We start from the raw sequence: 24693 nt of genomic DNA, 5'->3' as shown, positions 1-24693 counted from the left end.
AGGACGATTGCGTTAATCGATCAAACGGAGGTGTCTGACCTTTGGGAGTTCTCCGTTTGATCGATTTGTATTTAGCAATCGCCCTGCTTTGCTAGTTCCTGTTATATTCTGTAACTGGAGTCAGAATCACTCTTTCTCTGTCTGCGGATATGTGAGTTAACTGTACTGTATTCATCTGCTTTGTGCTGTTTTTCTATTATGAACCAGTTCGACAAATCCGAAGTTTATTGAATTAGCTCAGACAGCGGCCTTATCTGATATCCCATCTCTTCCCATTTTGTCAGCAGTTCATCAAGGATAGCCGCGTTAGTAGACGAAGTACTGTGGAGTAGTACGATGGCGCCGGGATGGATACGGCCGAGGAGTTTGTCGAAGGCTTCTTCCTCTGTCGGCTGATCATCCTGATACCAGTCCACATACGCGAGACTCCAGAAAAATGTCTTATATCCAAGTTCTTTCGCCATCTGCAGATTTGCTTTATTATATTTTCCCTGAGGCGGCCGGTAATATTTGGTCATCTCCTGACCGGTCACTGCGAGGAATGCATCTTCTACATCTGTAATTTCCTTTTTGAAAGAATCCATATCAGCGATCTGCGACATATCAGGATGATGCCACGTATGGTTCCCGACAGTGTGTCCTTCTTCGACCATCCTTTTGACCAGTTCCGGTTCAGATTCGATATAAGTACCTACTACGAAAAAGGTAGCTGATACGTTATGCTTTTTCAGTGCGTCCAGTATAGGTTCCGTGTTGCCGTTTTCATAGCCGGCATCGAAGGTGAGATAAAGAACTTTCTCATCTGTGTCTTGCGCATAGTATGCATCGTACTGAGCGAGCTCTTCCATGGTGGCGTTACCTGTGGGAAGCTGCCCATCCTCCTGAAAACTAAGTCCCCAGTTCCCATCGGCGGACACAGGAACAGCTCCGGACTGTGAGACATCCTGAGAGGAGTCATTGTAATGTGAGGAATGGTCTGAGTGAAAGTGCTCAGACAGAAAAGCGGCACCGGTCCCAAACAGGTAGGCACCTGTAAAAAGAAGCAGGAAAGAGAACAGTTTTATGAATATTGATTTTTTCATATATTGATGTTTTGTATTGAACGGTTTTTGACAGTATATGAAGAACAGAAATATTTTATAACCGGACAGGAGTGAACCGGCCTGAGCAGTGGATATTTCGAAGATGCAACATTGAAAAAACGAGTGATTTCTGCTATTATAACAAATAGATAAGTCGTGGACGAAGTGTAGGAGGAAGTTATGGCGGAACAGTATGCGGGAATGGCAATAGGAGTATTTGAGCTGGAAAGTGAATGCATTTGCTTTGTAGCTCTTGATGCGGCTGCGAAAGCGGCAGATGTAAAGATTCAGGCAGTAGAGAGAAACCGACTGAAGGCAGGTGCCTGTGTGAAGATGAGAGGTACGGTATCGAATGTAAAAGCGGCGATGGAAGCGGCTCTCGATGCGGCGAAAGGACGTTCAAAAGTTGTATCTCATACAGTGATCGCGGCTCCATCGGAAGATACGGAGACAGCAATCGCTATGACGATCGGAAAGTAGATCAGGAAAATGATGGAAAGGGCAGGTACTGATATGACATATGGAGCTTATGGACTTGTGGAAGTCGTGGGAGAAGCAAATGCGATTCTGGTAACAGACCGCATGCTTAAGACCGCCGATGTTGAATATGTGACACAGGATACAAAGTGTGGAGGCCATGCACTGATTTTTGTCGGAGGGGATGTAGCCGCAGTGACGGCAGCGGTAGACAGCGTGAAAGAAGATCCGCCGTGCGAGGTGATCGAGAGCGCTGTGATATCGAATCCTTCTCAGGAGATGATCGATATCGTTGAGATGTTCCGGAGCAGAAGAAAATAGTCTGAGAGCTGTACTTTAAAAAGCAGGAAGCGGCTTTTGAAGTACAGCTTTTTTGCGTGTAAAAGTTCTGCTATCAGGATAGGAACGGGCTAAATTGCTGTGCATGACAGGGGCATGACAGGGATGCCGTTCAGACAGTGGACATTTTCGGAAAAGGATAGTAGAATGTTAGATGGAATTTTGAGAGAAACGGAGACTGACATGGAAAAATCAGCTTTATTCTTTGATATAGACGGGACTTTACTGAGTGAAAAGACAAGAGAGATCCCTGAGAGTGCGATAAGAGCGCTGCATATGGCAAATAAGGCAGGACATCTGCTCTTTATCAACACGGGAAGGACGATATGTAGTGTGCCGACGGAGATCCGCAGACTGCCTTTTGACGGCTTTCTGTGCGGGTGCGGCACGCATCTGTTCTTCCATGATGAGGAACTGCTGGCCCATTCACTGACAAAAGAACTGGGAAGGGCGGTTATCGATAAGCTATTTGAATGTAATCTCGGAGGAATCGCAGAAGGACCCGAGGATGTCTATTTCCCGAGCCGTATTTCAAGATTTGATAAACTGGAATCTTCGAGGCGGTATTTCCGGGAGAAGGGCATGGGCATTGAATGCCCTATAGAGAGAGACGATTTTATATATGATAAGCTGTTTATCTATGCGGACGGGCAGAGTGACCTGAAGAGCTTTCTTGATTTTATAGAAGGACAGGATATGGAGGCACTGGACCGGGGCGGAAATGCGTACGAGGTAGTGCAGAAGGGGTATTCCAAGGCGACGGCGTGCGAGTTTATGCTGGACCGGCTCGGCATGACGAAAGAACAGGCTTATGTGTTCGGAGACAGCAGCAATGATCTGGCGATGTTCGAGTTTGCGATCCATGCAATAGCTATGGGAGAGCACGACCCGGTGCTGGATCCTTATACGGAGTTTGTGACGAAGGAAGTAGAAGATGACGGGATCGCGTATGCCATGGAGCGTTACGGCCTGATATAGTTGTCCGGGTGGGAGAAGATAGGCCGGACATTATGTGAGGAGACAGTAGAGAGTAAACGGACACAGGAAAGGCGGGAAAATGATGAAGATTTTTGTGTACAGTTACAGAGAATTCGATGAGGCAGAGTATTTTCAGAAGTTTTCAAAAGAATACGGGGTGGAGCTTGGGATTACTACAGACGATCCGACGATGGAAAATGCGCATCTTGCCGAGGGGTACGAGTATGTGAGTATCATCACGACAAAGATCGATGAGGAACTGATGGAAAGATTCCATGAATTGGGAGTGAAGATGATCTCCACCCGGACGATAGGATATGACCATGTGGACATTGCAGCGGCGAAGCGTCTGGGAATGCACGTAAGTAACGTGTCGTATTCACCGGAGTGTGTGGCGGATTATACGGTCATGCTGATGCTCATGTCCATCCGTAAGATGAAGAGGATCATGCAGAGAGAAGAAATCAACGATTTCTCGCTTCCGGGTATCCAGGGAAGGGAGCTGCCGAATTTTACAGTGGGAGTTCTGGGAACGGGCAGGATCGGACGTGCTGTGATCCGTGACCTGTCAGGTTTTGGCTGTAAGATCTATGCGTATGACAAATATGAAAATGATGAAGTGAAAAAGTATGCACAGTATGCGGATCTGGATACAATCTACAGGGAATGTGATCTCATTACCCTGCATATGCCTCTTCTTGAAGATAACTTTCACCTGATTGATGGGGATGCCATCGGCAAGATGAAAGACGGCGTTGTGATCGTCAATACGGCGAGAGGCGGGCTGATCGATACGAAAGCGCTGATCGAGGGTATCGAGTCGGGCAAGATCAGTGCGGCGGGACTGGATGTAATTGAGGATGAGTTCGGAATGTATTACTATGACAGGAAATCCGACGTGCTCAAGAAACGGGATCTTTATATCCTGCGGGGATTCCCGAATGTGATCGTCACACCGCATATGGCGTTCTATACGGATCAGGCAGTGAGTGATATGGTGAAGAATTCGATACTGAGCTGTATGTATCACGCTGAAGGGAAAGAAGATCCCTGGGCCGTTGTCTGACAAAAGTTCTATATAATATAAAAATATATTAACGCTTCGGCGGAATCTGTATTACTGTTGCAGCTTATGCTGTCACACGATCCTCCATGTAAGCTGCGCACAGAAGAGGAGCGAGTGACCTGTATTGTAATCCCGGAATGTACCTTTTGAAACTTCCGATGATTGTGGTCGACAGGGTTCTTCCTTTTTCTTGCTTTCACAGTGGTATACTGTGGCAAACTTATGAAAAAGGAGGAATATGATGAAAAAAAAGAAAAAGATCATTGTAATCGCAGCGATACTTGCGGTTATCCTTGCAGTCGGAGTATCTGTCGGCGTATATCTGTATATCAACCGGTTTGATGCGGGGGAATATGTGCAGGCTGTACTGGATACATCCTACAAAAATGAGACGGATCAGTATGTGGAGATCACGGGAATATCTCAGGAAGAAGCAGAGAAGATATTCGACGACAATCTGGATGCTACGATGGCTGGGTTTGAGAACTCGGAAATGCCGGAGAACATGCAGCCGAAATACAGAGAGCTTTTCGGAGAGATTGCCAGAAAAGTCAGCTATACGATAGGCAAACCGGAAAAGCAGGAGGACGGGACATATATAGTACCTGTCATTGTCAAGCCGGTCACACTCTTCAGCGATACATATGAGACATTTCAGACAAAGGCGCAGGAGTATGCGCAGGAAGTCACGGACAGTGTGATGAACGGGGCAGAGATGCCGACAGATGAGGAGATGCAGAATCAGATCTATCAGATCTATTATGATGTCCTCCGTAAGCGGGTGGACTCCGGGATGCTCTATGGAGGAGCGCGAAATGTTCAGCTTCATGTTACAAAGACAAGCAGCCGGGAGTTTACCATTGATCAGGAAGATATGGATAGGCTGGATTCCATGCTGATCGAGAGCGTGGATGTGGGCGAATAAGAAACATAAGAAAAACAATAAACAGAGAGTATTGGTGCACGGCAAGCCATGAGCATTTGCTCATGGCTTACCATGTACTTTTTTTTACTGATCAAAATTTTATACTATTTTTTCATACAGCTATCTCCATAAATTCCAAGATTGGTTAGTTTATCTGTTGTTCCCCTGTTTAAACTTATGATTAATGATTATTTTTATCACGACGCAAATCAGTAACACAATAGTGGTAGATGCACCACATATTAAGATGCTTGTATACCACGGTGCTGATTGTACAAAATATAATTCAGGATGAGTTTTAAAGTCCCAAACAGTATAAACCCCATGCCCAATAAATGCACCAACAAAAGCCATAATAATGATGTTTAAAATGATATTTATTTTTTTCATGCAATCACACCCTTGGCAAATTTATATTTTACTGTCAATATGTTGTTACTCCTCTTTTCATAGCGCACTGGCGAATACTGTCATTATGATTTGTTGCAAGATAAGCGTCACACTTTCTTATTATACCATTCAGGTATTCCTCTGTCATTTCTTTTAAATGCAGCTGTACTAAAATAAAAAAGGGGCTTCTCAAAAATGGTCAACTATATATAATTAGAATTAACCACATCGGTCAAAAGGAGGAGCCATGAACGATAAATTTTACAGTCTGTCAAAAGAAAAACAACAGGCAATTATCAACGCCGTCTACAGGGTTTTCTCACAGAACAGTTATAAAAAGAGCCCGATGCAGGAGGTCGCTGACGCGGCAGGAATCTGTTTGAAATGGTGGAACGGGGCTTGAGGGCCAAGATAGATATTATGAAAATATATCTGAGAAAGGGATAAATGATGAACGCAATACAGACAGATGGTCTTACAAAATTTTATGGCAGATCCCGGGGGATCATTGAGCTTGACCTGGAGGTGCATGAGGGTGAATTTTATGGATTTATCGGACCAAACGGCGCCGGGAAAAGTACTACCATTCGTATTCTGATGGGATTGATACATAAAACCCGTGGCAGTGCAAGGATACTTGGAAAGGATATTTCAAAAGAAAAAGAACAGATTCTGTCCGTGACAGGGTATCTCCCTTCTGAAGCAGTATTCTATCCGGATATGCGGGGACGCGACCTGATCCGGCTTTCGGCGGATCTGCGCCGGAAAGACTGTCGGAAGACATCTTCTGACCTGTGTGAGCGATTGCAGCTGGATCCTTCCCGACGGATCAGCGAGCTTTCGTTCGGAAACCGGAAGAAGCTGGCCGTTGTATGTGCCCTGCAGCATGATCCACAGATCTGTATCCTGGATGAACCAACCGGCGGACTGGATCCTCTGATGCAGAGGGAGTTCTTTGAGATATTGAAGGAAAGAAACAAGAAGGGCATGACTGTGTTCCTATCTTCACATATTCTCTCTGAAGTCCAGCGTTTCTGTAGTAGAGCCGCGATTATACGGGAGGGAAGAATCATTGCCTCCGGAAGTGTGGAAGAACTGACACGCACAAATGCAAAACGGGTTACTGTCCGGGGAACTTTTGATCCTTCCGGTCTGCCGGATGTACGAGATCTGCAGATATCCGGCGACATGGTCAGTTTCCTGTACGGTGGTGATATCAATCTGCTCCTGTCCAGGCTCAGCAGACATCAGATTATGGATCTTAGCCTCTCCGAACCGGATTTGGAAGAGATTTTTCTACACTATTATACGGAAGGAGATGAGAAAGAATGACAATTTTCAGACACGAACTGCGCCAGGGCCGCTTAAGCCTGATCATATGGACTGTATCCATCGCTTTTCTCTTCGCAGTATGCATCTTCCTGTTTCCGGAGATGAAGGGTGAAATGGATCAGGTCAGTGATGTTTTTTCGACCATGGGGAATTTCAGTGCTGCCTTCGGAATGGACCAGGTCAGCTTCGGCACCCTGACCGGTTTCTACGCTGTTGAATGCGGCAATATCCTTGGACTTGGAGGTGCTCTTTACGCTGCCATGTGCGGGATTTCGATGCTGTCTAAAGAGGAAAAGGGACATACAGCAGAATTTCTTCTTTCCCATCCGGTCAGCCGGACCCGGATCCTGAGCGGTAAACTTGCAGCTTTGTATTTTCAGATCCTGGTTCTCAATGCTGCTGTACTGATCATCTCAATTGTTTCCATTTATGCGGTGGGCGAGGATATTCCGTGGAAAGAAATCCTCCTGCTTCATTTGGCCTATAGCCTCTTACAGATAGAGATTGCTTCCATCTGTTTCGGAATTTCTGCCTTTCTGCGGAAGGGAAGTCTGGGTGTCGGCCTTGGTCTTGCGATCATACTTTACTTTTTCAATATTATTGCAAATATATCTGATTCTGCAGAATTTCTAAAGTATATCTCTCCGTACGGATATGCAGAGGGCACGGAGATTGTAACAAATATAAGTCTGGATGGAATGCCGGTGCTGCTGGGGATGCTTTACGGTGTAATTGGAGTTTGTGCAGGCTATATTAAATACAACAGAAAGGATGTTATGTAGGGAAACGAACCGTTTCGAATCATGCTGCCTGCCGAGACCAAAGAGCAGATCTTCTATAGTAACAGTCTAATACCAATCTCACAGTTTAGCAGAGGAAAAGCAGACTTTTACCAGTATCATTCCATCCTTATATTCCGCTGTAATCTTCCCGCCCATCTGCTCTGTAAGCGCCTTTGCGATAGAGAGACCCAGCCCCGTCGATTCTGCCGAGGCGGTTTCCACGGTGTAGAAGCGGTCGAAGAGACGGCCTGTCTTGATTTCATCAAGCTGAGAAGCATGGTTTGTAAAGATGATTTCGCCGTCCTCTCTTAAAGTGATGATGAGATCTCCATCACTGTATTTTAGCGCATTACTGATTATATTACCGAACACACGGGTGAGGGCATTGCGGTTGAGCATCCGGCTCACTTTCTGCTCCGGTATGGATATTTCAGGGGTGATGTACTTCTGCTTCAGAGCGGCATACATAGCAGAGAGGCTCTCCTCCAGACAGCGGTTGAGGACAACCGGTTCATCGGGTGTTCCGCCGGATGCGGTAGTAAAGACTGAGTACCGGAACAACTCTTCTGTGAGCTGCCGCATATTTTCCGTACGTCCCCGGATGACCTTGAGATAACGGGCGACGGCCTCAGACTTCTCCTCACGGTCGAGGAGATCCAGATAACCGCAGATAGCAGTCAGAGGCGTGCGCAGATCATGGGAAATATTAGTGACGGCATTTTTCAGATCCTGATCGCCCTGCTGACAGCGGCGGCGGTCACCCTGAAGAAGGATGAGCTCCCGGTTAATGCTGTCGGCAAGTCTCCGCATATGCCGGTCACGGCTTGAAAGATCGATCAGGGTATTGGTATCTGACGCCACCCGGTCGGCAAAGCCGTCGGCGATCTCGTCTGCCGATCTTTTCAGCAGACAGATCTTGATGATCAGTATGAGAATAATGAATGCCAGTATGCCGATCAGGCAGCAGAGCCAGAATACCATGATAAAACCTCCGTTGCGGGTAAATTATTTTACATCTCTTTTTTTGAAAGCGAACACTCCGATGCCAGTGGAGACGATAATGATACTTGCCGAGTAAGCGGCGAGCAGTCCGGGGGATTGTGAGAATGCGCCGCGCTGCGTGATATTTATCGCCTGTCCGGTGGGGAGAAAATCATTGAGAAACTGGTATACTTCCCGTTCTGTTCCTCGCAGGTAATCGGGATTGGGTTCATTTTCCATTACTTCAACTTCTCCGGAGTCTGTCATTACGGAATAACCGGGATAAACTTCCGGTTCGCTCAATTTGTTTAAGACATAGAGCGATATGACGAGCAGGAAGCAGGCAGCCAGAATATTGATCACAGCGGTCAGTGCCTTGTTCTGGCACAGCATGGCAGTCAGGATGCACAGCGCGGTAAATGCTACAGACATAATAAAACTACACAGAACCAGTTTCGTGACGCCTTCCAGAATACCCGCATCGATCGTATAGAGCGGCAACGCGGCAAGAAGTGCACCGATAATGTAGCTGACGCAGAAACCGATACCGGCGACTGAGCAGACGATGAGGTCAGACAGATAGATACCGGCTCTCGTGTGTCCGATGATCATTTTGTTACGTATGGTCCCGTCGCTGTATTCCGTTCCGACGAAAAGACTGACAAAGGCGGGAATGAGAAAAACAACTGTAAGTGCATAGATAAAGAGGATATTGGTGATATCTGCCTCATTCTCTCCGTATTGCTGCATAGCGATGTAATGCATTACCGCCGTGAATATGCCAAACAGGAACATCCCTGGCATACAGATCCAGAAAAACTTATTCTTCTTTAATTTTGCGAAATCCGCGGATAACAGCCTACTCATGATGATTCCCTCCTCCGATCAGATTGACATAATAGCTCTCCAGGCTTTCTTCACGTTCATTCAGGGAAATGATATCGCATCCCTGTTCTGCGAGCGCGAGGGCAAGCTCTGTTACATTGATTTTGGCGAAGATATCTGCCATTGTGTCAGAGCAGATGCTGTATTCCAGAGCCATCTTATCGAGTACCCGTGTGAGAGCCTGTATATCGGATACCTGTACGCGGATGCATTTGCGGCAGGCTGCGTCCAGTTCAGCGGCGCTCATTTCCTTTACCATGTGCCCGCTGTCGATAAAGCCGTAATGGGTGGCGAGGCGGGAAAGCTCATCGAGGATATGACTGGAAATAAGAAATGTGATCCTTTTCTCACGGTTCAGTTTCAAAATCAGTTCACGCACTTCGATGATTCCCTGAGGGTCCAGTCCGTTGACGGGCTCATCGAGGATGAGAAAATCAGGATTTCCTGCCAGAGCGATGGCGATTCCCAGTCTCTGCTTCATACCGAGGGAGAAGTGTTTCGCTTTCTTTTTCCCCGTGTTTTCCAGACCCACGAGACGGAGAAGTCCGGGGATGCTGTCGAAAGATGGAAGTCCGATGATACGATACTGTTCTTTGAGATTATCCTCGGCAGTCATGTCCAGATAGATAGATGGTGTTTCCACGACTGCACCCATTCTTCGTCGGCATCTGCTGATGCCGGGATCAGTGTTCTCGATCCCGTAGATCATATAGCTCCCGTCTGTAGGCTCCTGCAGACCGCAGATCAGACGGATAAATGTTGTCTTGCCCGCGCCGTTCTTTCCGACGAATCCGTAGATCGCGCCCTTTGGAACGTGGATAGAGAAATCGTCAAGCGCCTTGAAATTTCTGTAGCGTTTACCCAGTGACCGGGCTGTAAGAATATAATCCATAAGTTCAACCTCCTTTGACACTGAGTATTCTATCGGATAGCAGTTAAGAAAGCGGTTAAGGAAACAGTAAAGAAACAGTTAAGATTATTATGCCGGAGATCACAGCTCTTCGTTCAGCTTGAAGCCGATGCCCCAGACTGCTTCAATATAATCTTTACCGTTGACTGCTTTTAATTTTTTCCTCAGGTTGCTGATATGGACTTTCAGAGAACTCTCCGTGCAGTCGGGAGTATCCTCGCTGATCCTGTCAAGCATTACGGATTTCGTGATGATCTGAGAGGGATTTGCCATGAGCAGTTTCAGTATGGCGTACTCTGTCTGTGTCAGCCGGACCGGTGTGTCTGAGACCGTGACGGCGCGCGTTTCCGCATTCAGGCATATTGTGTCGTAAGAAAGGATATCAGATGATTCGGGAACATCATTTTTCCTGAGCTGTACGGTGACGCGCGCCAGAAGCTCCGAAGTATCAAAGGGCTTCGTGACATAATCCGCGGCTCCGCCGAGCAGCAGGCTGACCTTATCGGAGACTTCGGCTTTGGCGCTCACGACGATCACAGGGATGCCTTTGATAAGTGGAAGAAGTTCTTCCCCACTCAGCCCCGGGAGCATGAGATCAAGTAGTATGAGATCCGGGCGGCGGGAAGACAGATACATGAGTGCTTCCGTACCGGAGTAAGCACGCCCTACGGCGTAGTTTTCTTTCGTGAGGAGTTCTTCCAGCATATCGCCAATATACACGTCATCGTCTACGATCAGTATTGTTTTCAAGATGATTACCTCCGCGCAATGTATAGTCATGGTCTATTTTAGACAGGATGCGCGGGAAATTCAAGAAGGAAGCGAAAAGAGAAGAACTTCTGAAAGAGTATGAACCTGATATTACCGCTGAAAATTACAGACCGAATTTACAATAGATATTCGGTGTGCTACAATCCAGAAGTAAGACGGGGCAAGAGCGTATACAGAAAAAAGTAACAGTTTAGCCCGCTATCCCTGCGGACTGAACTGTTACCAAAGTTGAGAAGATATGTGGACTGAACTATTAGATGAATTTGAAAGACAGGAAAAAGAAGATAAGGACAGGATGACAACCATGCTTGAGACTGCGATCCGGGAAGAGCTGGACTGTCCGGAGCATTATATTGATATCCTGCGGGGCAGTTCCTTCCGCCCGGGGGATATACTCAGGTTGTCTGTAAAGGACACTCCGGAGCGGGTATCATCCGGTGTCAGTATCAGGAAACATACATTATGTCAGATTCCGTATTATCATACACATGATTTTTATGAATTGATCTATGTATATCAGGGGAACGCCGGTCAGTACCTGCCGGGGGAGAAGACTGCTTTTAAGATGAGTGCGGGAGATATATGCCTTCTTACACCGGGGAAGATCCATGCCATGCTGCCCTCAGAGGAAGATGACATTATCCTCAAGATGATCCTGCCAAGGCAGTTGATGCGGCAGATTCTGGAAGAATTGAGATCAGAAGAACAGCATAAGGAGCGGGCTGGTTTATGCGGTCACTGATTACATTCAGAGGAATATCTGCACTGCCGCGATAGATGCACTCGCAGTTCAGATGGGATACAGCAGCCGGCATCTCGCACGGCGGATTTCAGAGGAGACAGGTGGGAATTTCTCTGATATGCTCATGCATATGCGTGTGCAGAGAGCAGCGGAGCTTTTGGCGGAAACGGATCTTACTATGGACGAAGTTGCAAGACAGTCGGGCTACAGCAGCACGTCCGGGCTTTATAAAAGATTTCATTGCGTTTACGGAATGTCTCCGGGGGAATACAGAAAGATATACCGGTATCAGGAAGGGCGTTAATGACTCCGGACAGCAGAGGATGTCCTTTCGGGAAAAGATTCTGTCCTCACGGGAAATTGAAAGACGGATAAAGAATATGATACTGTCAATATACATAAAACTGTGTACTGGCAGTATTTTTCATGTAATATTATGAGAGAAATGCAGGACTGATCTGTCAGTGAGGATATGCACGTAATGAAAGGCGAGGACGATGAAGAGCAAGACGAAAAACAGATTATCGGAAAATAAGATAAAGGAGCTTGTCCGGATCCATTTTGGTCGGGAATGTGAGACCGGGGAAATCACGGAACTGACAGGCGGTATGTTCAACGCAATCTACCGTATCGAGCGAAAAAATGAAAAGGATGCTGTCATACTGAAAGTGGGAGTGATCCCGGACACGACGCTTCTGACCTATGAGCGAGATATCATGCCGGTGGAAGTGGAGTGTTACCGGATGATCCGTGAGCAGACGACCGTGCCGGTACCGGAGGTACTGGCGTATGATTTTAGTAAGAGGTATATTGAGAGCAATTATTTCTTCATGACAGAGCTTAAGGGCGAGCCGTTCTCAAAAGTGATGAAGAAGATGGGGCAGGAAAATGCAGACAGGATACGGGAGGAACTGGCGGGATATCTGTATCAGATACATGGCGTAAAGGGAAAATATTTCGGCTATTTTACAAAAGATGAGAGACGGCAGTATTCTACATGGAAAGCAGCATTTTTTCATATGTTCCGGCAGATTCTGGCCGATGGTCGGGAACATCGGGTAAAGCTTCCTTACGCAAGGATTATGGCGGCGCTGCAGAGACATGACGGGAGTTTGGAGGATGTCAGAGAACCGTCACTTGTGGAATATGACTGCCATGAGGGTAACATTTTTGTGAAAAAAACAGGAAACAGTTATACGATCGAGGGCATTCTCGACTTTGAGCGGGCATTCTGGGGAGATCCGATCGCTGATTTTCCTACAGCATTTGTCTTTACTGATGACATCAGGAAAGAGACGGCATTTCTGAACGCATATCTGCGCGTATCAGGGCGGAATGCATATACGGAAACGGACGCAGTAAAGTATCAGTTATACCGGATGTACATACTGACGATCATGGCGGCGGAGACGTTCCGGTATGGATTTTTGTACGGAAAGCTCCAGGGAATGTGGGCAAAATGGCAGCTTCGCAAATGTCTGCGAATACTCGGAGATTGGTAATATGAGGCAGAATGTGAGCAGGGATGAAGCTGATAAGCGCCAGCTGATGGAAGAGACGCCAGTGGGCAGGCTGTTATGGAAAATGTCTGGTCCGTCCGTCATCGGAGTAATGGCGTATAATCTATATAACATATTTGATACAGTATTTGTATCCCGTGGAGCCGGAACAGATGCAGTAGGAGGAGTGGCAGTATCATTTCCACTCTTTATCTTCCTGTCCGCAGTATCCTCTACACTTGGAAGCGGAGCTGCATCGGTCATTTCACGCGCGCTGGGCGAGGAAGACTAGGAAAAGGCAGCGAAAACAGCGGCAAATACATTCGGTCTTTTTTATGCAGCCGCCCTTTTGATCACGGCGGCCGGACTTCTCTGGCTGGATGAACTGCTTCATTTCATGGGAGTGACGGATACGCTGATGCCCTATGCGAGGATATACACAAAGATTATTCTGCTGGGTGCGGTGACGAGCACCGGTTTCTCCAGTATTATCCGGGCGGAAGGCAGCAGCCGGTATGCCATGTATATCTGGGTGATTCCCATGGGAGCCAATATCATGCTTGACTGTACACTGATCTTCGGGTTTCAGATGGGAGTAGTCGGAGCGGCAGTCGGAACCGTGGCGGGGCAGGGGATATCCATGGCGATGAGTATTTACTATTTTTATTTCTCGGGGAAGAGTGTGCTGTGCATAAGACTGAGCCACTTTATACCCGATTTCAGGCTGTTAGGAGAGGTGATTGCAATCGGAATTCCGTCTTTTCTGCAGCTTTGTGGACAGTCCGTAGCTCTGATCATCGTCAATCAGTTTCTGCGCAGATACGGAGGAGATCTTGCAATCACTTCTTACGGTATTGTGAACAGGATCGTGGTATTTTTCCTCTTTCCTGTTCAGGGAATCGCCCAGGGGCTGCAGCCCGTCATAGGATATAATAAAGGCGCCGGGAGAGAAGACAGGGTAAGAAAAGCGTTGCGTACGGCATCTGTTATGACTGAGATTTACGGAATAGCTGCGTATCTGCTGACTATCTTTCTGGCAGAAATATTTATGTGGCTGTTTACCCCGGAATTGCCGGTCGTTCATACAGGCGGGCACATCCTTCGGATTGTGAACGCATCCCTGTTGTTTAGTGGGATACAAAGTATGCAGACGACCTGTTTTCAGGCGGCGGGGAAACCGGTCATGTCGTTGATTCTGTCTCTCTGCGGACAGGTACTTTGCTTTGTGCCCGCAGTCGCTGTGCTGAGCGGTCTGTATGGTATGGAAGGCGTCTGGTATGCGTTCCCGGTATCCTCGCTTGCAGCACTTGTCATATCAAGTATCCTTTTGATGCTTATAACACATCGAAGGTAGAATATGAAATGGTTGAATTTTGGATAAATATAGGTTATTATATGGATATACAAAAGAATGTTTCCGGGAGCAGGTCGGATTGGACTGTGTTTTATGTACAGGGCGGAAAGGAGCTGTGTATCTATGACGATTAAGGAAATGCAGGAGAGAAAAAGGGAACTCGGATATTCGTATGCGCAGATTGCGGAGTTGTCAGGGCTGCCGCTTGGAACCGTGCAGAAAGTGCTCGGCGGGATTACGCTGACGCCCAGATATGACACGATCATGGCGCTGGAGAGTGTGCTGGGTGAGGAGCAGCCTATGGCTGTGAGAGAGTCAGCCAGACCGTATAATGTAAAGAAGCAAGGGGAATACAGGCTTGAAGATTATTATCAGTATCCGGACGATATCCGCATGGAGCTGATCGACGGTGTGATCTATGATATGACGTCCCCGACATCTGCGCATCAGATTATCAGTGGCTTTATACACAGCAAAATGCTTCAGCATGTGTTAAATAACGGCGGGAAATGTCTGCCGATGATTGCCCCCATAGATGTACAGCTTGACTGCGATGACAGGACGATGGTGGAGCCGGACGTGCTTATCGTGTGTGACAGGGATAAGGTCATTGACCGGTGTGTTTATGGCGCTCCGGATTTTATCATCGAGGTGCTGTCAAAGTCCACGAAGAAGAAGGATTCGGTCATCAAGCTGAATAAATATCTGAACGCCGGTGTGCGGGAATACTGGATGATCGATCCGGATAAGAAAAAAGTCATCGTATATGATTTTGCACATGATGAGTACCCGATAATCTACGGTTTTGATGCGAAGGTTCCGGTCGGGATATGGAACGGGGATCTGGAGATCGACTTCGCGGAAGTGTACGATCATGTGAGATTTCTCTATGAGCGGCAGAAAGAATAGGGAATACACAGAATATTCACTAAAATTAAAGAAGTATAAACAATTCTAAAATAAGTGATAAAGTCACTGACAAAAGCGATTTCTTCTGGTAAAATGCAATCGTAACATAAAAGCGGAAATATAAAGCAGGTTCCGCAGAGGCATGTAAGAATTGTTTTCAGACAAAATGTCAGGAGGAATGGATATGTCATTAGAAGTTTACTATAGATTGATCAACAGTGGTATTGGAAAGAAGATAAAGGAAGTGCTCAACGGACTTGTTCCAGGGCTGATCCCGGAGCCGATTCTGGTAAGAGTGCCGGTGAGAAACCGACGGAACAGCCGTAATGCAGGATAAGAAACGAATACAGAAAAGAACGCCGCATATGGGTAAGTGGATTACTCGTATGCGGCGTTCTTTTCTATATCTGTTTCCTGGCGGCAGTCTTATCCCATGATCACTTCCACATGATTCGGATTCTGAACATGAATGTAGTATGTGGCATTTCTGTATTTTCTCGTAACTGTGAAGAGCATTCCATTCTATCTTTCCAGCAGCGGATACGGTGTATTTGTCAATCATCCGGACAGAGTGGAGTTCGAGATCGCTACAGAGCAGGTGTCCAAGGCTGCGTTCAGTGTAAAGGGCGAGTATCTGGACTACTTCCTTATCGACGGACCGTCCATGAAAGATGTGTTGATGCGTTATACTGATCTGACAGGGAAACCGGCGCTCCCGGCGCAGTGGACGTTCGGGCTGTGGCTGTCCACTTCGTTTACGACAGATTACGACGAGGAGACAGTCATGAGTTTTATTGACGGGATGGAGCAGAGAGGGATTCCTTTAAGTGTCTTCCATTTTGACTGCTGCTGGATGAGAGAGTTCCACTGGACAGACTTTATATGGGATGAGCGTGTGTTCCCGGATCCCGCGGGGATGCTCGCAAGGATCAAGGCGAAAGGGATCAAGATCTGTGTCTGGATCAATCCATATATCGGACAGGGGTTCCCATGATGCGCAGTATGGTGCTTGAATTTGAAAAAGACCTGAACTGCCGTTATCTGGACCGCCAGTACATGCTCGGGGATTCCTTGCTCGTGGCGCCGGTATTTAATGAAGATGGAGAGGCTCAGTATTATCTGCCGCAGGGTACGTGGACGAACTATCTGACAGGGGAGACCGCAGAGGGCGGATGCTGGAGGACGGAGAAGCATGATTATCTGTCAGTACCGCTCTGGGCAAGAGAGAACAGCATCATCCCCACAGGCATAAAAGCAGAGCGCGCGGATTATAAATTCTCAGGCAATATGGAACTGAAAGTATTTGCTTTAAAAGACTGTGCGCAGATATGTGTGTACCAGAACCGTGAAGAGCCCGCCCTGCTTGAGCTCGTCAGAGAAGGTGCGGATATCCGCGGAAACGCGGCGGGTATGGCCGGCTGTACTGTACGGTTCGTAAACTGCATCCTTACAGGCGTACAGGGGGCAGAGGCTGAGACAGAAGGAAACGACACAGTCATAACAGTCGAAAAAGACGGCACGTTTACCTGCACAGTACAGCAGTAAATCTTGAAAAGAAATGAGGGAATACAGCTATGGCAATCTACGAATCCGAGAGCAGGAAATTAAGGACGCGCGCTGAAGAGCTGATGCGCAAACTCACGCTTGACGAGAAGATCGGCATGGTGCATGGAGCGCAGCTTTTCCAGACAAAGGGAGTGGAGCGGCTGGGCATCCCGCCGCTGAAGATGTCAGACGGCCCGATGGGGGTGCGGCAGGAATTCCATGCGGCGTCATGGATCCCGGAGGGAACTTCGAGAGACTATGTAACATATCTGCCCTGCAACAGCGCGCTTGCATCTACATGGAACAGAGAACTTGCATACGAAACAGGCTCTGTACTTGGAGAGGAAACGAGAGGACGGGGGAAAGATGTTATCCTCGGCCCCGGAGTGAATATTAAGAGAAGTCCCCTGTGCGGGAGAAATTTTGAATATTTCAGCGAAGACCCGTATCTTACAAAAGAGCTTGCAGCGCCCTTTATCCGGGGTGTGCAGAACTGGGACGTTGCAGCCTGCGTGAAACATTTTGCTGCAAATAACCAGGAGACTGAGCGCCTGTGGGTAGATGTGGAAGTGGATGAGAAAGCTCTTCGTGAGATATATTTGCCGGCTTTTCATGACGCGGTGGAAAAAGGCGGTTCATACACGATTATGGCGGCGTATAACAGACTGAATGGACAGCACTGTTACTATAATGAACATCTTCTGAAAGAGATCCTGCGTGATGAATGGGAGTATGAAGGCGTGGTGATATCAGACTGGGGCGGAGTACATGATACAGAGCTTGCCGCCGGAGCACAGCAGGATATCGAAATGTCCGTGACAGATGATTTTGATGATTATTATATGGCGCGGCCGCTGAAAGAGAAAATTAAAAATGGTGAGATCAGTGAGACTGTGCTGGATGAGAAAGTGGTCCGTATCCTGATGCTCATGTTCCGTCTCCATATGATGGATAGGGAGAAGAGAAAACGGGGCAGTTACAATACACCGGAGCACAGAGAAAAGGCTCTTGAAGTGGCGAGGGAATCTATAGTACTGCTGAAAAATGAGAATGCCCGTCTGCCCCTCGATCCGGATAAAGTAAAGAAGCTGCTTGTCATCGGGGAAAATGCAGACTGTATGCACGCTGCCGGCGGAGGAAGCGCAGAGATAAAGGCGCTGTACGAAACGACTCCCCTTATGGGAATATGCGCGCTGCTCGGCGGAAATGCGGAAGTACGCTTTGCGAAAGGGTATATCCGCGACGAGCAGCCGTCAGATACGGAAGTAAACTGGCAGGAGACCAGTCTGGAAAATGGCGGGCTGAATCATGAACATGACAGCGAAGGAAATGACCGTGCGGATATGAAACTCCCCTATGAGCAGGATATTCTGATTAAAGAGCTCCTGAATGCGAATCCGAAGACAGTGATCGTCCTTACGGGCGGAAGTCCGGTGGAAATGGGAGAATGGATCGATTCGGCGGACACTGTCGTGTGGAACTGGTATGCCGGTCTTGAAGGCGGAAGGGCTCTTGCGGAGGTGCTTTTCGGCGCAGTTAATCCGTCCGGAAAGCTCCCGGAGACATTCTATAGGAGGCACACAGACTGCTCTGCCCATGTTCTGGGTGAATTCCCCGGCGGGGATAAAGTGAGCTACAAAGAGGGCGTATTTGTGGGATACCGCTATAATGACAGCTTCCATGTAGAACCGCAGTTTTGTTTCGGGCACGGACTGTCTTATACCACATTCCAATATTCCGAAGCGGCTGCAGATGCGTCAGAAGAGGAGACAACGATTTACTGTACTGTGGAAAATACGGGAAAAACGGCCGGAAAAGAGACAGTTCAGGTCTATTTCGCACCTGTGGGCAGAAAGAACGATGAGCCGGTGCAGGAATTGAAAGGTTTTGAGAAAATCTCTCTTATGCCGGGCGAGAAGAAACGGGTCGAAATCCATGCTGAGCCGTGCCGCAGGAAGATGGAGATCCGGATCGGGGCTTCTTCGAGAGATATCAGGACAGTGATTTGCACTTGTACTGTTTTTTGATTCGTGCTAGAGTAGCAGATGTACAGAACATCTGTTTACGGGGAGGACGAAGATGAAAACAGGGAAAAAGATACGGGCAATATGGTGTGCTCTGCTGCTGGCTTTCTCACTGACAGCCTGCGGCAGCCCGGACGGGAGTGCTGCGTACAGTGGAGATACTGCTGATATCAGTGAAGACAGCAGCTCCTCAGTGCAGACTGCCGACACAGTGGAAGATGTGCCGGAGTACAGCGGGGAGCCGTATGTGGAGATCAATGACAACCAGCCGGAGTTTGAGGACTACGAACTTACGACAGTGCCTTTTGAAGAGTACAGTGAACTGGATGAGATGGGAAGATGCGGCGAGGCGCAGGCCTGCGTAGGCGAAGAGACAATGCCCACAGAAGACAGGGAGGGCATCAGCGAGGTAAAGCCGTCCGGGTGGGTAAACGAGAAGTATGACAGCGTGGAGGGCGGTTATGTCTATAACCGCTGTCATCTGATCGGCTTCCAGCTTACCGGAGAGAATGCCAATGAGGAAAACCTTATTACAGGAACCCGGTACATGAACACGGAGGGGATGCTCCCCTTTGAAAATATGGTAGCCGATTATATCCATGAGACGGACAATCATGTATTGTACCGGGTGACGCCGATTTTTGAGGGAGAGGATCTTGTCGCTTCGGGCGTGCAGATGGAAGCCGAGTCCGTGGAAGATAACGGAGCCGGAATCTGTTTCAATGTATATGTATATAATGTACAGCCGCAGATCACGATCAATTACGCCACGGGAGAAAACTGGGAGAGCGAAGAAGCAGCCGATATAGAAATATCTGATATAAAGACCGGCGGAGATGAGAACGGGCAGACATACATTTTAAATGAAAACACAAAAAAGTTTCATGATCCGGGCTGTTCCGGTGCGGACGATATAAAAAAGAAAAATAAAAGAGAGTTTACGGGAACACGGGATGAATTGATTGAGGACGGATACGAACCGTGCGGACGCTGTAAACCATGATCTCAGTAAAAAAAGATAATCGGAGAGAATTCCACTAGTTTGTGGGTTCCCTCCGATTTTTTGTTTTAGTAATACCATACAAAACAGCTATTGACTATTTATGCACAATTCATGAAAATATTTCTTACATCTGGCGAATGCTTTACATATTTAACAACTTGAGCTATATATAAATTAACTTGTACAACAAGTAAAAAGAAAAGGTACAACAAACTGAAAAAGGAGGAGAAAAATGAAGAAACAATTGAAGCGGATCGCTGCTGTCTCCATGGCGGTCTGTCTCACAGCGTCCATGGCAGGATGCGCCGCGGGCGGCGATGAGGAAGAGGGAACCCCGGGGGCGCCTCACATCGGGATCATTTTCACACAGGCAGGACTGGGAGGAAATTCGTTCAATGACCTTGACCTTGAAGGGGTGAGAAAAGCAGCAGAGGATTTTGGTATTACATATGACCAGGTAGAGCCAAAATCCGTGGCAGACGAGGAGATCATTCAGGATGAGATGGCGTCCTCGGAAGAGTATGATCTTATCATCTGTGTAGGTGATGAACAGGTGGATGCACTGGAAAATGTTGCGTCTGTTTACACAGACCAGAAATTTGCGCTTCTCGATGCGACCTCCGATCTCCCGAATGTAGCGTCCTACTCCTGTAAGGCTCAGGAGGGAAGCTTCATGGTGGGAGCGCTGGCAGTCCTTGCGAAACAGGAGCAGATTGACGGCAAGCTCTCAGACGGCGATACTATCGGATTCATCGGAGGTGTGGACAACCCGCTGATCAATGAGTTTGCAGCAGGCTACAGGGCAGGCGCGGAGTACGTGGATCCGGATATCAATGTACTGATCGATTACGCCGGAAGTTTTAATGATCCGACCACAGCCAAGACCATCGCCAATACGTTTAATGAGAAAGGAGCGGACGTGATCTTCCATGCGGCGGGTGCATCGGGAATGGGCGTTTTCCAGGCGGCAGAGGAGAAAGGCTTCGCAGCCATCGGCGTGAACTTAAACCAGAACAATATCGCGCCGGACTATATCATGGCAAGTATGCTCAAGAAGCTGGATACCTGTGCGTATGAAGCGATAGCGAGCGTAGTGAATGACACTTATACGGGAGAAAATCAGTTGCTCGGATTAAGCGACGGCGGTGTGGACTACACAGTGGAAGGGAGCAATATCAAAGTGCCGGACGATATCATCTCCCGTCTGGATGAGATCCGCGAAGAAATCATTTCGGGAGAGATCGAAGTACCGAATGAACTGGACTGATACAAAGGAAGAGAGGTGACAGATATCCTCGGGATTGCAGGCGTGGACGGGAACGGGCAGCAGGAGCTGGAATCCCTGATCGTCGGGAATAAAAAGATGAAAGAGGGATCTCTGATCATCAACGGGACAGAAGCGCGGAAGATGTCGGTAAAAGAGCGAAAGAAACTGGGAATCGGATATATTCCTTCAGACCGTCACAAAAACGCCATGATAGCGGATTTCTCAATTGCGGAGAACTTTCTCCTCGGATACCAGGACAAGCCCCGGTATAATGCTCATGTGCCATAAAGTAACACACAAGAATTTATAGACAGCAGCCCCTCTATTCCGAATATTGAGCTACTTTTCAATTTATTACTTTGAGGTAAGTATCTTACGATAAAGTGCGTACTTTACAAAGGCTGTCTATGGAACTATGATAAACTTGTACTTTTCAACAAGGAGGATGTCTCTATGGATTTCAAATGGTTAAATGAGGGACAGGTAAAAAAAGATGGGGACAAGATAGAAATATTTGCTCCCGCACAAAGCGATTTCTTCTTTAACAACGGCACAATCGGAGAAGAAGGAATTACACCGGAATCTTTGTGCAACGCTCCGTTTTATTACACAGAGATTACAGGCGATTTTGTAATGAGAGTAAAGGTATCACACGACTTTAAAGATACCTATGATTCTGCTTCCATTATGGTAATGCAGGACATGAAAAACTGGGCGAAAGCGTGCTTTGAAATGACGGACTTTGGAACACACGCCGCAGTCAGCGTTATCGCACGAAATGGAGAATCAGACGACGCAAACGGGTGTAATATTGACGGTAACACAGCATGGTTGCAGGTGTGCAGATGTGGAAACTCTTTTGCGTTTCATTATTCCGTTGACGGAAAGAATTTTTACATGATGAGGTTCTTCAATCTTCCTGTGAGTAACACTGTAAAAGTAGGACTTCTTGCACAAGCGCCTGTTGGAAACGGAGGAAACCGAGTTTATTCAGACCTCACATTTGAGCAGAAAACAGTAAAAAATATCCGTATGGGCCAATAAATAATTATATGCCGCTATCACAAGCGAAAGGCAATGAAGAAGCAGACCGAAACCGTTTCAGATTTCAGTCTGCTTTTTACAATCTGTTTTCTTCTCCCCAATCGCACATTGTTTCCAGTATAGGAATAAGTGATTTTCCGCGTTCTGTAAGGCTGTATTCGACTTTTGGGGGAATTTGCGGATATTCTTCTCTATGGACTAATTTATCTGCTTCTAATTCTTTCAAGGTAGAGCTTAATGTTTTGTAGGAAATTTCATCAATGTATTTTTTCATCTCATTGAAACGTACAACTCCAAATTCGGCCAGAACATAGAGTATCGTCATTTTGTATTTTCCGTTAATCAAAGATAAAGTATAACTAAATCCCGTACTTCTAAAGCACTCATTTGAAATATTGCGTTCGCTCATTTTACACTTTCCTTTTCGTAAGTATATTACTCTGATTTTGGTATCGCACTTAATTGTGCGTACTTGATTTCTATCCCATTCTTGTTATTATGATAATATCAAAAGAGGGAAAAGTCAATCCCGCTATCATAAGGAGGACAAATTTTATGAGCAAAAAAATTGTTGTAATCACAGGTAGCCCCCGCAAAAAAGGAAACAGTTTTGCAATGACAGAGGCTTTTATCCAGGCGGCGGAAAAAAAAGGGCATACGGTAAAGCGGTTTGACGCTGCTATGATGAGTGTAAGCGGTTGTCATGCCTGCGAAACTTGCTTCAAGACAGGAAAAGCCTGTTCGTTTGATGATGATTTCAATGTGATTGCCCCAGCTATTCAGGAAGCCGACGCTGTTGTTTTTTCTATGCCGGTTTACTGGTACACGATTCCGTCACAGATAAAGGCGGTCATTGATAAGCTATTCTCATTCTATCATGCAGAAGTAGATATTTCTGGAAAAGAGTGTGCCATCATTACTTGTTGCGAGGAAGATGATAAATCTGTTATGGACGGTATTCGGAATCCTATTGAACGGTCTGCTGCATTATTGAAATGGAAAATGATTGGTGCAGTAATGATTCCGGCAGTTGTAAATACAGGCGATATTGACAAGACAGATGGGTGTGTGCAGGCGGCAGCTTTAGCTGATAAGTTTTAATATCATATGAGAAAAACTTTCTGCACTGTTCAGAAATAGCAAAGCCAGCCGAGCCAGTCAACGGTCAAGATGAAACGCGCCGCCGTTGACAGCCCCGCCCGCCTTTGCAGACAGGCAATCAAGGGGCGACAGCAAGAAGTGCTGCCGCCCCGTACTATTATTCAGAGAGGGGGAGTTTCCATGACCGAAGATGAAGCCTACAAGGTGCATATCCAGTACACCTTCAATGCCTTTTGCAAAATTGTCATTCGTCACGCCGCCATAGATATAATCTTGAAGTTGCGCCGGAGGTGGGAACGGGAAGTTTCCCTTGACTATCTGATGAATGAGAAGTTTGTCCAGTTTGCCGAACCGGAACAGCTTGAAGAATATCTTTTTAACGCCTGCGGCCAGACCGCCGTTCTGTATCATGCGGAGCTTGCCGCCGCCCTTGCACTCTTGCCGGAGCAGGCACAGGAAGAAATTTTCCGCTACTATTTCCTACGCCAGCCGCAGCGCGTGATCGGCGTACATATTGGCCGGACACGCAGCACAGCGGGGCGGCATATCCAGCTTGCCTTGAAGCGGCTCCGGCGGCTTATGGAGGGAGGGAAAACGCTATGAGTAAACTTCTCCCCTATGAAACAATCGTCAAGGCGCATAAGGGCGACCCGGACGCAATCGACACCGTTCTTTCCCACTACGCCGGATATATCCGCTACTGCTCCAAAGTACACGGGAAAGTCAACGCCGAGGTTGAGGAATATGTGAAGCAGAAGCTAATTGCCGCCCTGTTCAAATTTCGCTTTGACCGATAAGCCCTAAAACTGAATACCAGCCGTCACCGGCGGCCAGCGAAAGCAGTAAGTCTGAAAAAGATTTGCTGCTTTTTTTGTTGTCCGGCTCCGTTCCCGGCCATTTTGCTCTGTTCGGATTGTAGTAGTAAGTGAGAGAGAAATTTTCCTGCCCCGGTGTTTGGCATTTTTGATTTTTGTCCGTAGTAGGAAGCAAAGAGAAAATTTCCCGTTTCGTTTGGCAAATTTCAAAACGCGGTGGTGTAGGGAGTGAAAGGAAAATTTCTCTGCCCCGCCGGTTGCCAAAATCCTGTTGCCCGGATTACTAAGGCAAAAGAAATTTTGAAAAATCCCCGTCCAGCGGGCAGCAAAGCCCCGTTCCGGCGTCATATTGACGGAAGAAAAAGATAGCACACAGCGAGCCGGAAGCCCCGCCCTGTCCGTTCTATGTACGGAAAAAACAGACGGGGGCAGTCTGCGGCAGTTACAGAGCAAGTTTCTACCACGGTGCCAA

General features: G+C 47.3%; 30 protein-coding genes and 1 pseudogene. 25 read left to right on the top strand and 6 right to left on the bottom strand.

What is annotated here, in order from left to right:
* Positions 1 to 224: 224 nt before the first annotated feature.
* A complete protein-coding gene (gene pdaA, locus FNY66_RS06605; RefSeq protein ID WP_087152604.1) occupies positions 225 to 1082 on the bottom strand; it encodes a delta-lactam-biosynthetic de-N-acetylase in 858 nt (285 codons plus the stop codon).
* A 180-nt stretch (positions 1083 to 1262) separates the two neighbouring features.
* On the opposite strand from pdaA, the gene FNY66_RS06600 reads away from it, so the two are divergent.
* From FNY66_RS06600 to FNY66_RS06560, 8 genes are all read left to right on the top strand, one after another.
* Positions 1263 to 1562 carry a BMC domain-containing protein gene (locus tag FNY66_RS06600; protein ID WP_087152603.1) on the top strand — a complete coding sequence of 100 codons (300 nt, stop codon included), beginning with the start codon at positions 1263 to 1265 and terminating at the stop codon, positions 1560 to 1562.
* Between the two features lie 33 nt (positions 1563 to 1595).
* Positions 1596 to 1880, top strand: a complete 285-nt coding sequence (locus FNY66_RS06595; RefSeq protein ID WP_150310631.1) for a BMC domain-containing protein — start codon at positions 1596 to 1598, stop codon at positions 1878 to 1880.
* Positions 1881 to 2081: 201 nt separating this feature from the next.
* A complete protein-coding gene (locus FNY66_RS06590; RefSeq protein WP_150310658.1) occupies positions 2082 to 2876 on the top strand; it encodes an HAD-IIB family hydrolase in 795 nt (264 codons plus the stop codon).
* A gap of 79 nt (positions 2877 to 2955) precedes the next feature.
* Positions 2956 to 3942 carry a D-isomer specific 2-hydroxyacid dehydrogenase family protein gene (locus FNY66_RS06585; protein ID WP_330581287.1) on the top strand — a complete coding sequence of 329 codons (987 nt, stop codon included), beginning with the start codon at positions 2956 to 2958 and terminating at the stop codon, positions 3940 to 3942.
* A gap of 241 nt (positions 3943 to 4183) precedes the next feature.
* Positions 4184 to 4867 (top strand): hypothetical protein, encoded by a 684-nt coding sequence (locus FNY66_RS06580; protein WP_150310630.1) that lies wholly within the window; start codon positions 4184 to 4186, stop codon positions 4865 to 4867.
* A 637-nt stretch (positions 4868 to 5504) separates the two neighbouring features.
* Positions 5505 to 5660 carry a hypothetical protein gene (locus tag FNY66_RS06570; protein ID WP_324613898.1) on the top strand — a complete coding sequence of 52 codons (156 nt, stop codon included), beginning with the start codon at positions 5505 to 5507 and terminating at the stop codon, positions 5658 to 5660.
* Positions 5661 to 5704: 44 nt separating this feature from the next.
* Positions 5705 to 6589: an ABC transporter ATP-binding protein gene (locus tag FNY66_RS06565; RefSeq protein WP_324613897.1), complete on the top strand. Its 885-nt coding sequence runs from the start codon at positions 5705 to 5707 to the stop codon at positions 6587 to 6589.
* The gene (locus tag FNY66_RS06560) at positions 6586 to 7371 is read left to right on the top strand and encodes an ABC transporter permease subunit (RefSeq protein ID WP_150310629.1); all 786 of its coding nucleotides are present in this window, start codon (positions 6586 to 6588) and stop codon (positions 7369 to 7371) included. The genes FNY66_RS06565 and FNY66_RS06560 overlap by 4 nt, the downstream gene beginning before the upstream one ends.
* A 78-nt stretch (positions 7372 to 7449) precedes the next feature.
* Here the strand turns inward: FNY66_RS06560 and FNY66_RS06555 are convergent, their stop codons facing one another.
* The 4 genes from FNY66_RS06555 to FNY66_RS06540 all read right to left on the bottom strand — a co-directional run bounded on the left by FNY66_RS06555 (position 7450) and on the right by FNY66_RS06540 (position 10897).
* Positions 7450 to 8352: a sensor histidine kinase gene (locus FNY66_RS06555; RefSeq protein WP_150310628.1), complete on the bottom strand. Its 903-nt coding sequence runs from the start codon at positions 8350 to 8352 to the stop codon at positions 7450 to 7452.
* 24 nt (positions 8353 to 8376) lie between these two features.
* On the bottom strand, positions 8377 to 9219 hold the full coding sequence (locus FNY66_RS06550; protein WP_087151597.1) for an ABC transporter permease subunit: 843 nt from the start codon (positions 9217 to 9219) through the stop codon (positions 8377 to 8379).
* Complete coding sequence (locus FNY66_RS06545) at positions 9212 to 10129, bottom strand: ABC transporter ATP-binding protein (RefSeq protein WP_150310627.1); 918 nt, start codon at positions 10127 to 10129, stop codon at positions 9212 to 9214. Before FNY66_RS06545 ends, FNY66_RS06550 begins: the two co-directional genes overlap by 8 nt.
* 99 nt (positions 10130 to 10228) lie before the next feature.
* Entirely contained in the window at positions 10229 to 10897 is a 669-nt protein-coding gene (locus tag FNY66_RS06540; RefSeq protein ID WP_190324802.1) for a response regulator transcription factor, read from the bottom strand.
* Between the two features lie 259 nt (positions 10898 to 11156).
* Between FNY66_RS06540 and FNY66_RS06535 the strand changes: the two genes are divergently transcribed.
* The 14 genes and pseudogenes from FNY66_RS06535 to FNY66_RS06485 all read left to right on the top strand — a co-directional run bounded on the left by FNY66_RS06535 (position 11157) and on the right by FNY66_RS06485 (position 22305).
* Positions 11157 to 11660 carry an AraC family ligand binding domain-containing protein gene (locus FNY66_RS06535; protein ID WP_150310626.1) on the top strand — a complete coding sequence of 168 codons (504 nt, stop codon included), beginning with the start codon at positions 11157 to 11159 and terminating at the stop codon, positions 11658 to 11660.
* Positions 11661 to 11712: 52 nt separating this feature from the next.
* The gene (locus FNY66_RS06530; RefSeq protein WP_150310625.1) at positions 11713 to 11964 is read left to right on the top strand and encodes a helix-turn-helix domain-containing protein; all 252 of its coding nucleotides are present in this window, start codon (positions 11713 to 11715) and stop codon (positions 11962 to 11964) included.
* Between the two features lie 193 nt (positions 11965 to 12157).
* Positions 12158 to 13162: a phosphotransferase family protein gene (locus tag FNY66_RS06525; RefSeq protein ID WP_150310624.1), complete on the top strand. Its 1005-nt coding sequence runs from the start codon at positions 12158 to 12160 to the stop codon at positions 13160 to 13162.
* Positions 13080 to 13712, top strand: a pseudogene (locus tag FNY66_RS15755) (MATE family efflux transporter); the annotation flags it as partial. The gene FNY66_RS06525 and the pseudogene FNY66_RS15755, both read left to right, overlap by 83 nt.
* Positions 13701 to 14513: an MATE family efflux transporter gene (locus FNY66_RS15965; protein ID WP_324613904.1), complete on the top strand. Its 813-nt coding sequence runs from the start codon at positions 13701 to 13703 to the stop codon at positions 14511 to 14513. The pseudogene FNY66_RS15755 and the gene FNY66_RS15965, both read left to right, overlap by 12 nt.
* 123 nt (positions 14514 to 14636) lie before the next feature.
* Entirely contained in the window at positions 14637 to 15422 is a 786-nt protein-coding gene (locus FNY66_RS06515; protein ID WP_150310623.1) for a Uma2 family endonuclease, read from the top strand.
* A 184-nt stretch (positions 15423 to 15606) separates the two neighbouring features.
* The gene (locus tag FNY66_RS15465; protein WP_162607893.1) at positions 15607 to 15759 is read left to right on the top strand and encodes a hypothetical protein; all 153 of its coding nucleotides are present in this window, start codon (positions 15607 to 15609) and stop codon (positions 15757 to 15759) included.
* A gap of 141 nt (positions 15760 to 15900) precedes the next feature.
* Positions 15901 to 16416, top strand: a complete 516-nt coding sequence (locus tag FNY66_RS16035; protein WP_330581286.1) for a TIM-barrel domain-containing protein — start codon at positions 15901 to 15903, stop codon at positions 16414 to 16416.
* Entirely contained in the window at positions 16413 to 16967 is a 555-nt protein-coding gene (locus FNY66_RS16030) for a hypothetical protein (RefSeq protein WP_330581285.1), read from the top strand. Before FNY66_RS16035 ends, FNY66_RS16030 begins: the two co-directional genes overlap by 4 nt.
* A 29-nt stretch (positions 16968 to 16996) precedes the next feature.
* Entirely contained in the window at positions 16997 to 18994 is a 1998-nt protein-coding gene (locus tag FNY66_RS06505) for a beta-glucosidase family protein (protein WP_150310622.1), read from the top strand.
* A gap of 52 nt (positions 18995 to 19046) precedes the next feature.
* A complete protein-coding gene (locus tag FNY66_RS06500) occupies positions 19047 to 19994 on the top strand; it encodes a DNA/RNA non-specific endonuclease (RefSeq protein WP_150310621.1) in 948 nt (315 codons plus the stop codon).
* A 232-nt stretch (positions 19995 to 20226) separates the two neighbouring features.
* Positions 20227 to 21261 carry a BMP family lipoprotein gene (locus FNY66_RS06495; protein ID WP_150310620.1) on the top strand — a complete coding sequence of 345 codons (1035 nt, stop codon included), beginning with the start codon at positions 20227 to 20229 and terminating at the stop codon, positions 21259 to 21261.
* Positions 21262 to 21276: 15 nt separating this feature from the next.
* Positions 21277 to 21549 (top strand): hypothetical protein, encoded by a 273-nt coding sequence (locus FNY66_RS06490; protein WP_229409461.1) that lies wholly within the window; start codon positions 21277 to 21279, stop codon positions 21547 to 21549.
* Between the two features lie 165 nt (positions 21550 to 21714).
* Complete coding sequence (locus FNY66_RS06485) at positions 21715 to 22305, top strand: DUF1349 domain-containing protein (protein ID WP_150310619.1); 591 nt, start codon at positions 21715 to 21717, stop codon at positions 22303 to 22305.
* Between the two features lie 76 nt (positions 22306 to 22381).
* Here FNY66_RS06485 and FNY66_RS06480 read toward each other — a convergent pair whose 3' ends face one another.
* Positions 22382 to 22714: a winged helix-turn-helix transcriptional regulator gene (locus tag FNY66_RS06480; RefSeq protein ID WP_150310618.1), complete on the bottom strand. Its 333-nt coding sequence runs from the start codon at positions 22712 to 22714 to the stop codon at positions 22382 to 22384.
* A 146-nt stretch (positions 22715 to 22860) separates the two neighbouring features.
* Here FNY66_RS06480 and FNY66_RS06475 point away from each other — a divergent pair, with 146 nt between their 5' ends.
* The 3 genes from FNY66_RS06475 to FNY66_RS06465 all read left to right on the top strand — a co-directional run bounded on the left by FNY66_RS06475 (position 22861) and on the right by FNY66_RS06465 (position 24203).
* The gene (locus FNY66_RS06475) at positions 22861 to 23406 is read left to right on the top strand and encodes a flavodoxin family protein (RefSeq protein ID WP_150310617.1); all 546 of its coding nucleotides are present in this window, start codon (positions 22861 to 22863) and stop codon (positions 23404 to 23406) included.
* Positions 23407 to 23586: 180 nt separating this feature from the next.
* Positions 23587 to 24009 carry a sigma-70 RNA polymerase sigma factor region 4 domain-containing protein gene (locus tag FNY66_RS06470; protein WP_150310616.1) on the top strand — a complete coding sequence of 141 codons (423 nt, stop codon included), beginning with the start codon at positions 23587 to 23589 and terminating at the stop codon, positions 24007 to 24009.
* Complete coding sequence (locus FNY66_RS06465) at positions 24006 to 24203, top strand: helix-turn-helix domain-containing protein (protein ID WP_150310615.1); 198 nt, start codon at positions 24006 to 24008, stop codon at positions 24201 to 24203. The genes FNY66_RS06470 and FNY66_RS06465 overlap by 4 nt, the downstream gene beginning before the upstream one ends.
* Positions 24204 to 24693: the final 490 nt, after the last annotated feature.

The organism is Mediterraneibacter catenae (genome assembly GCF_008691045.1).
Lineage (GTDB): Bacteria > Bacillota > Clostridia > Lachnospirales > Lachnospiraceae > Mediterraneibacter > Mediterraneibacter ornithocaccae.
Note: the sequence above shows the minus strand (reverse complement) of the source record. Positions and strands in the feature narration are given on the sequence as shown.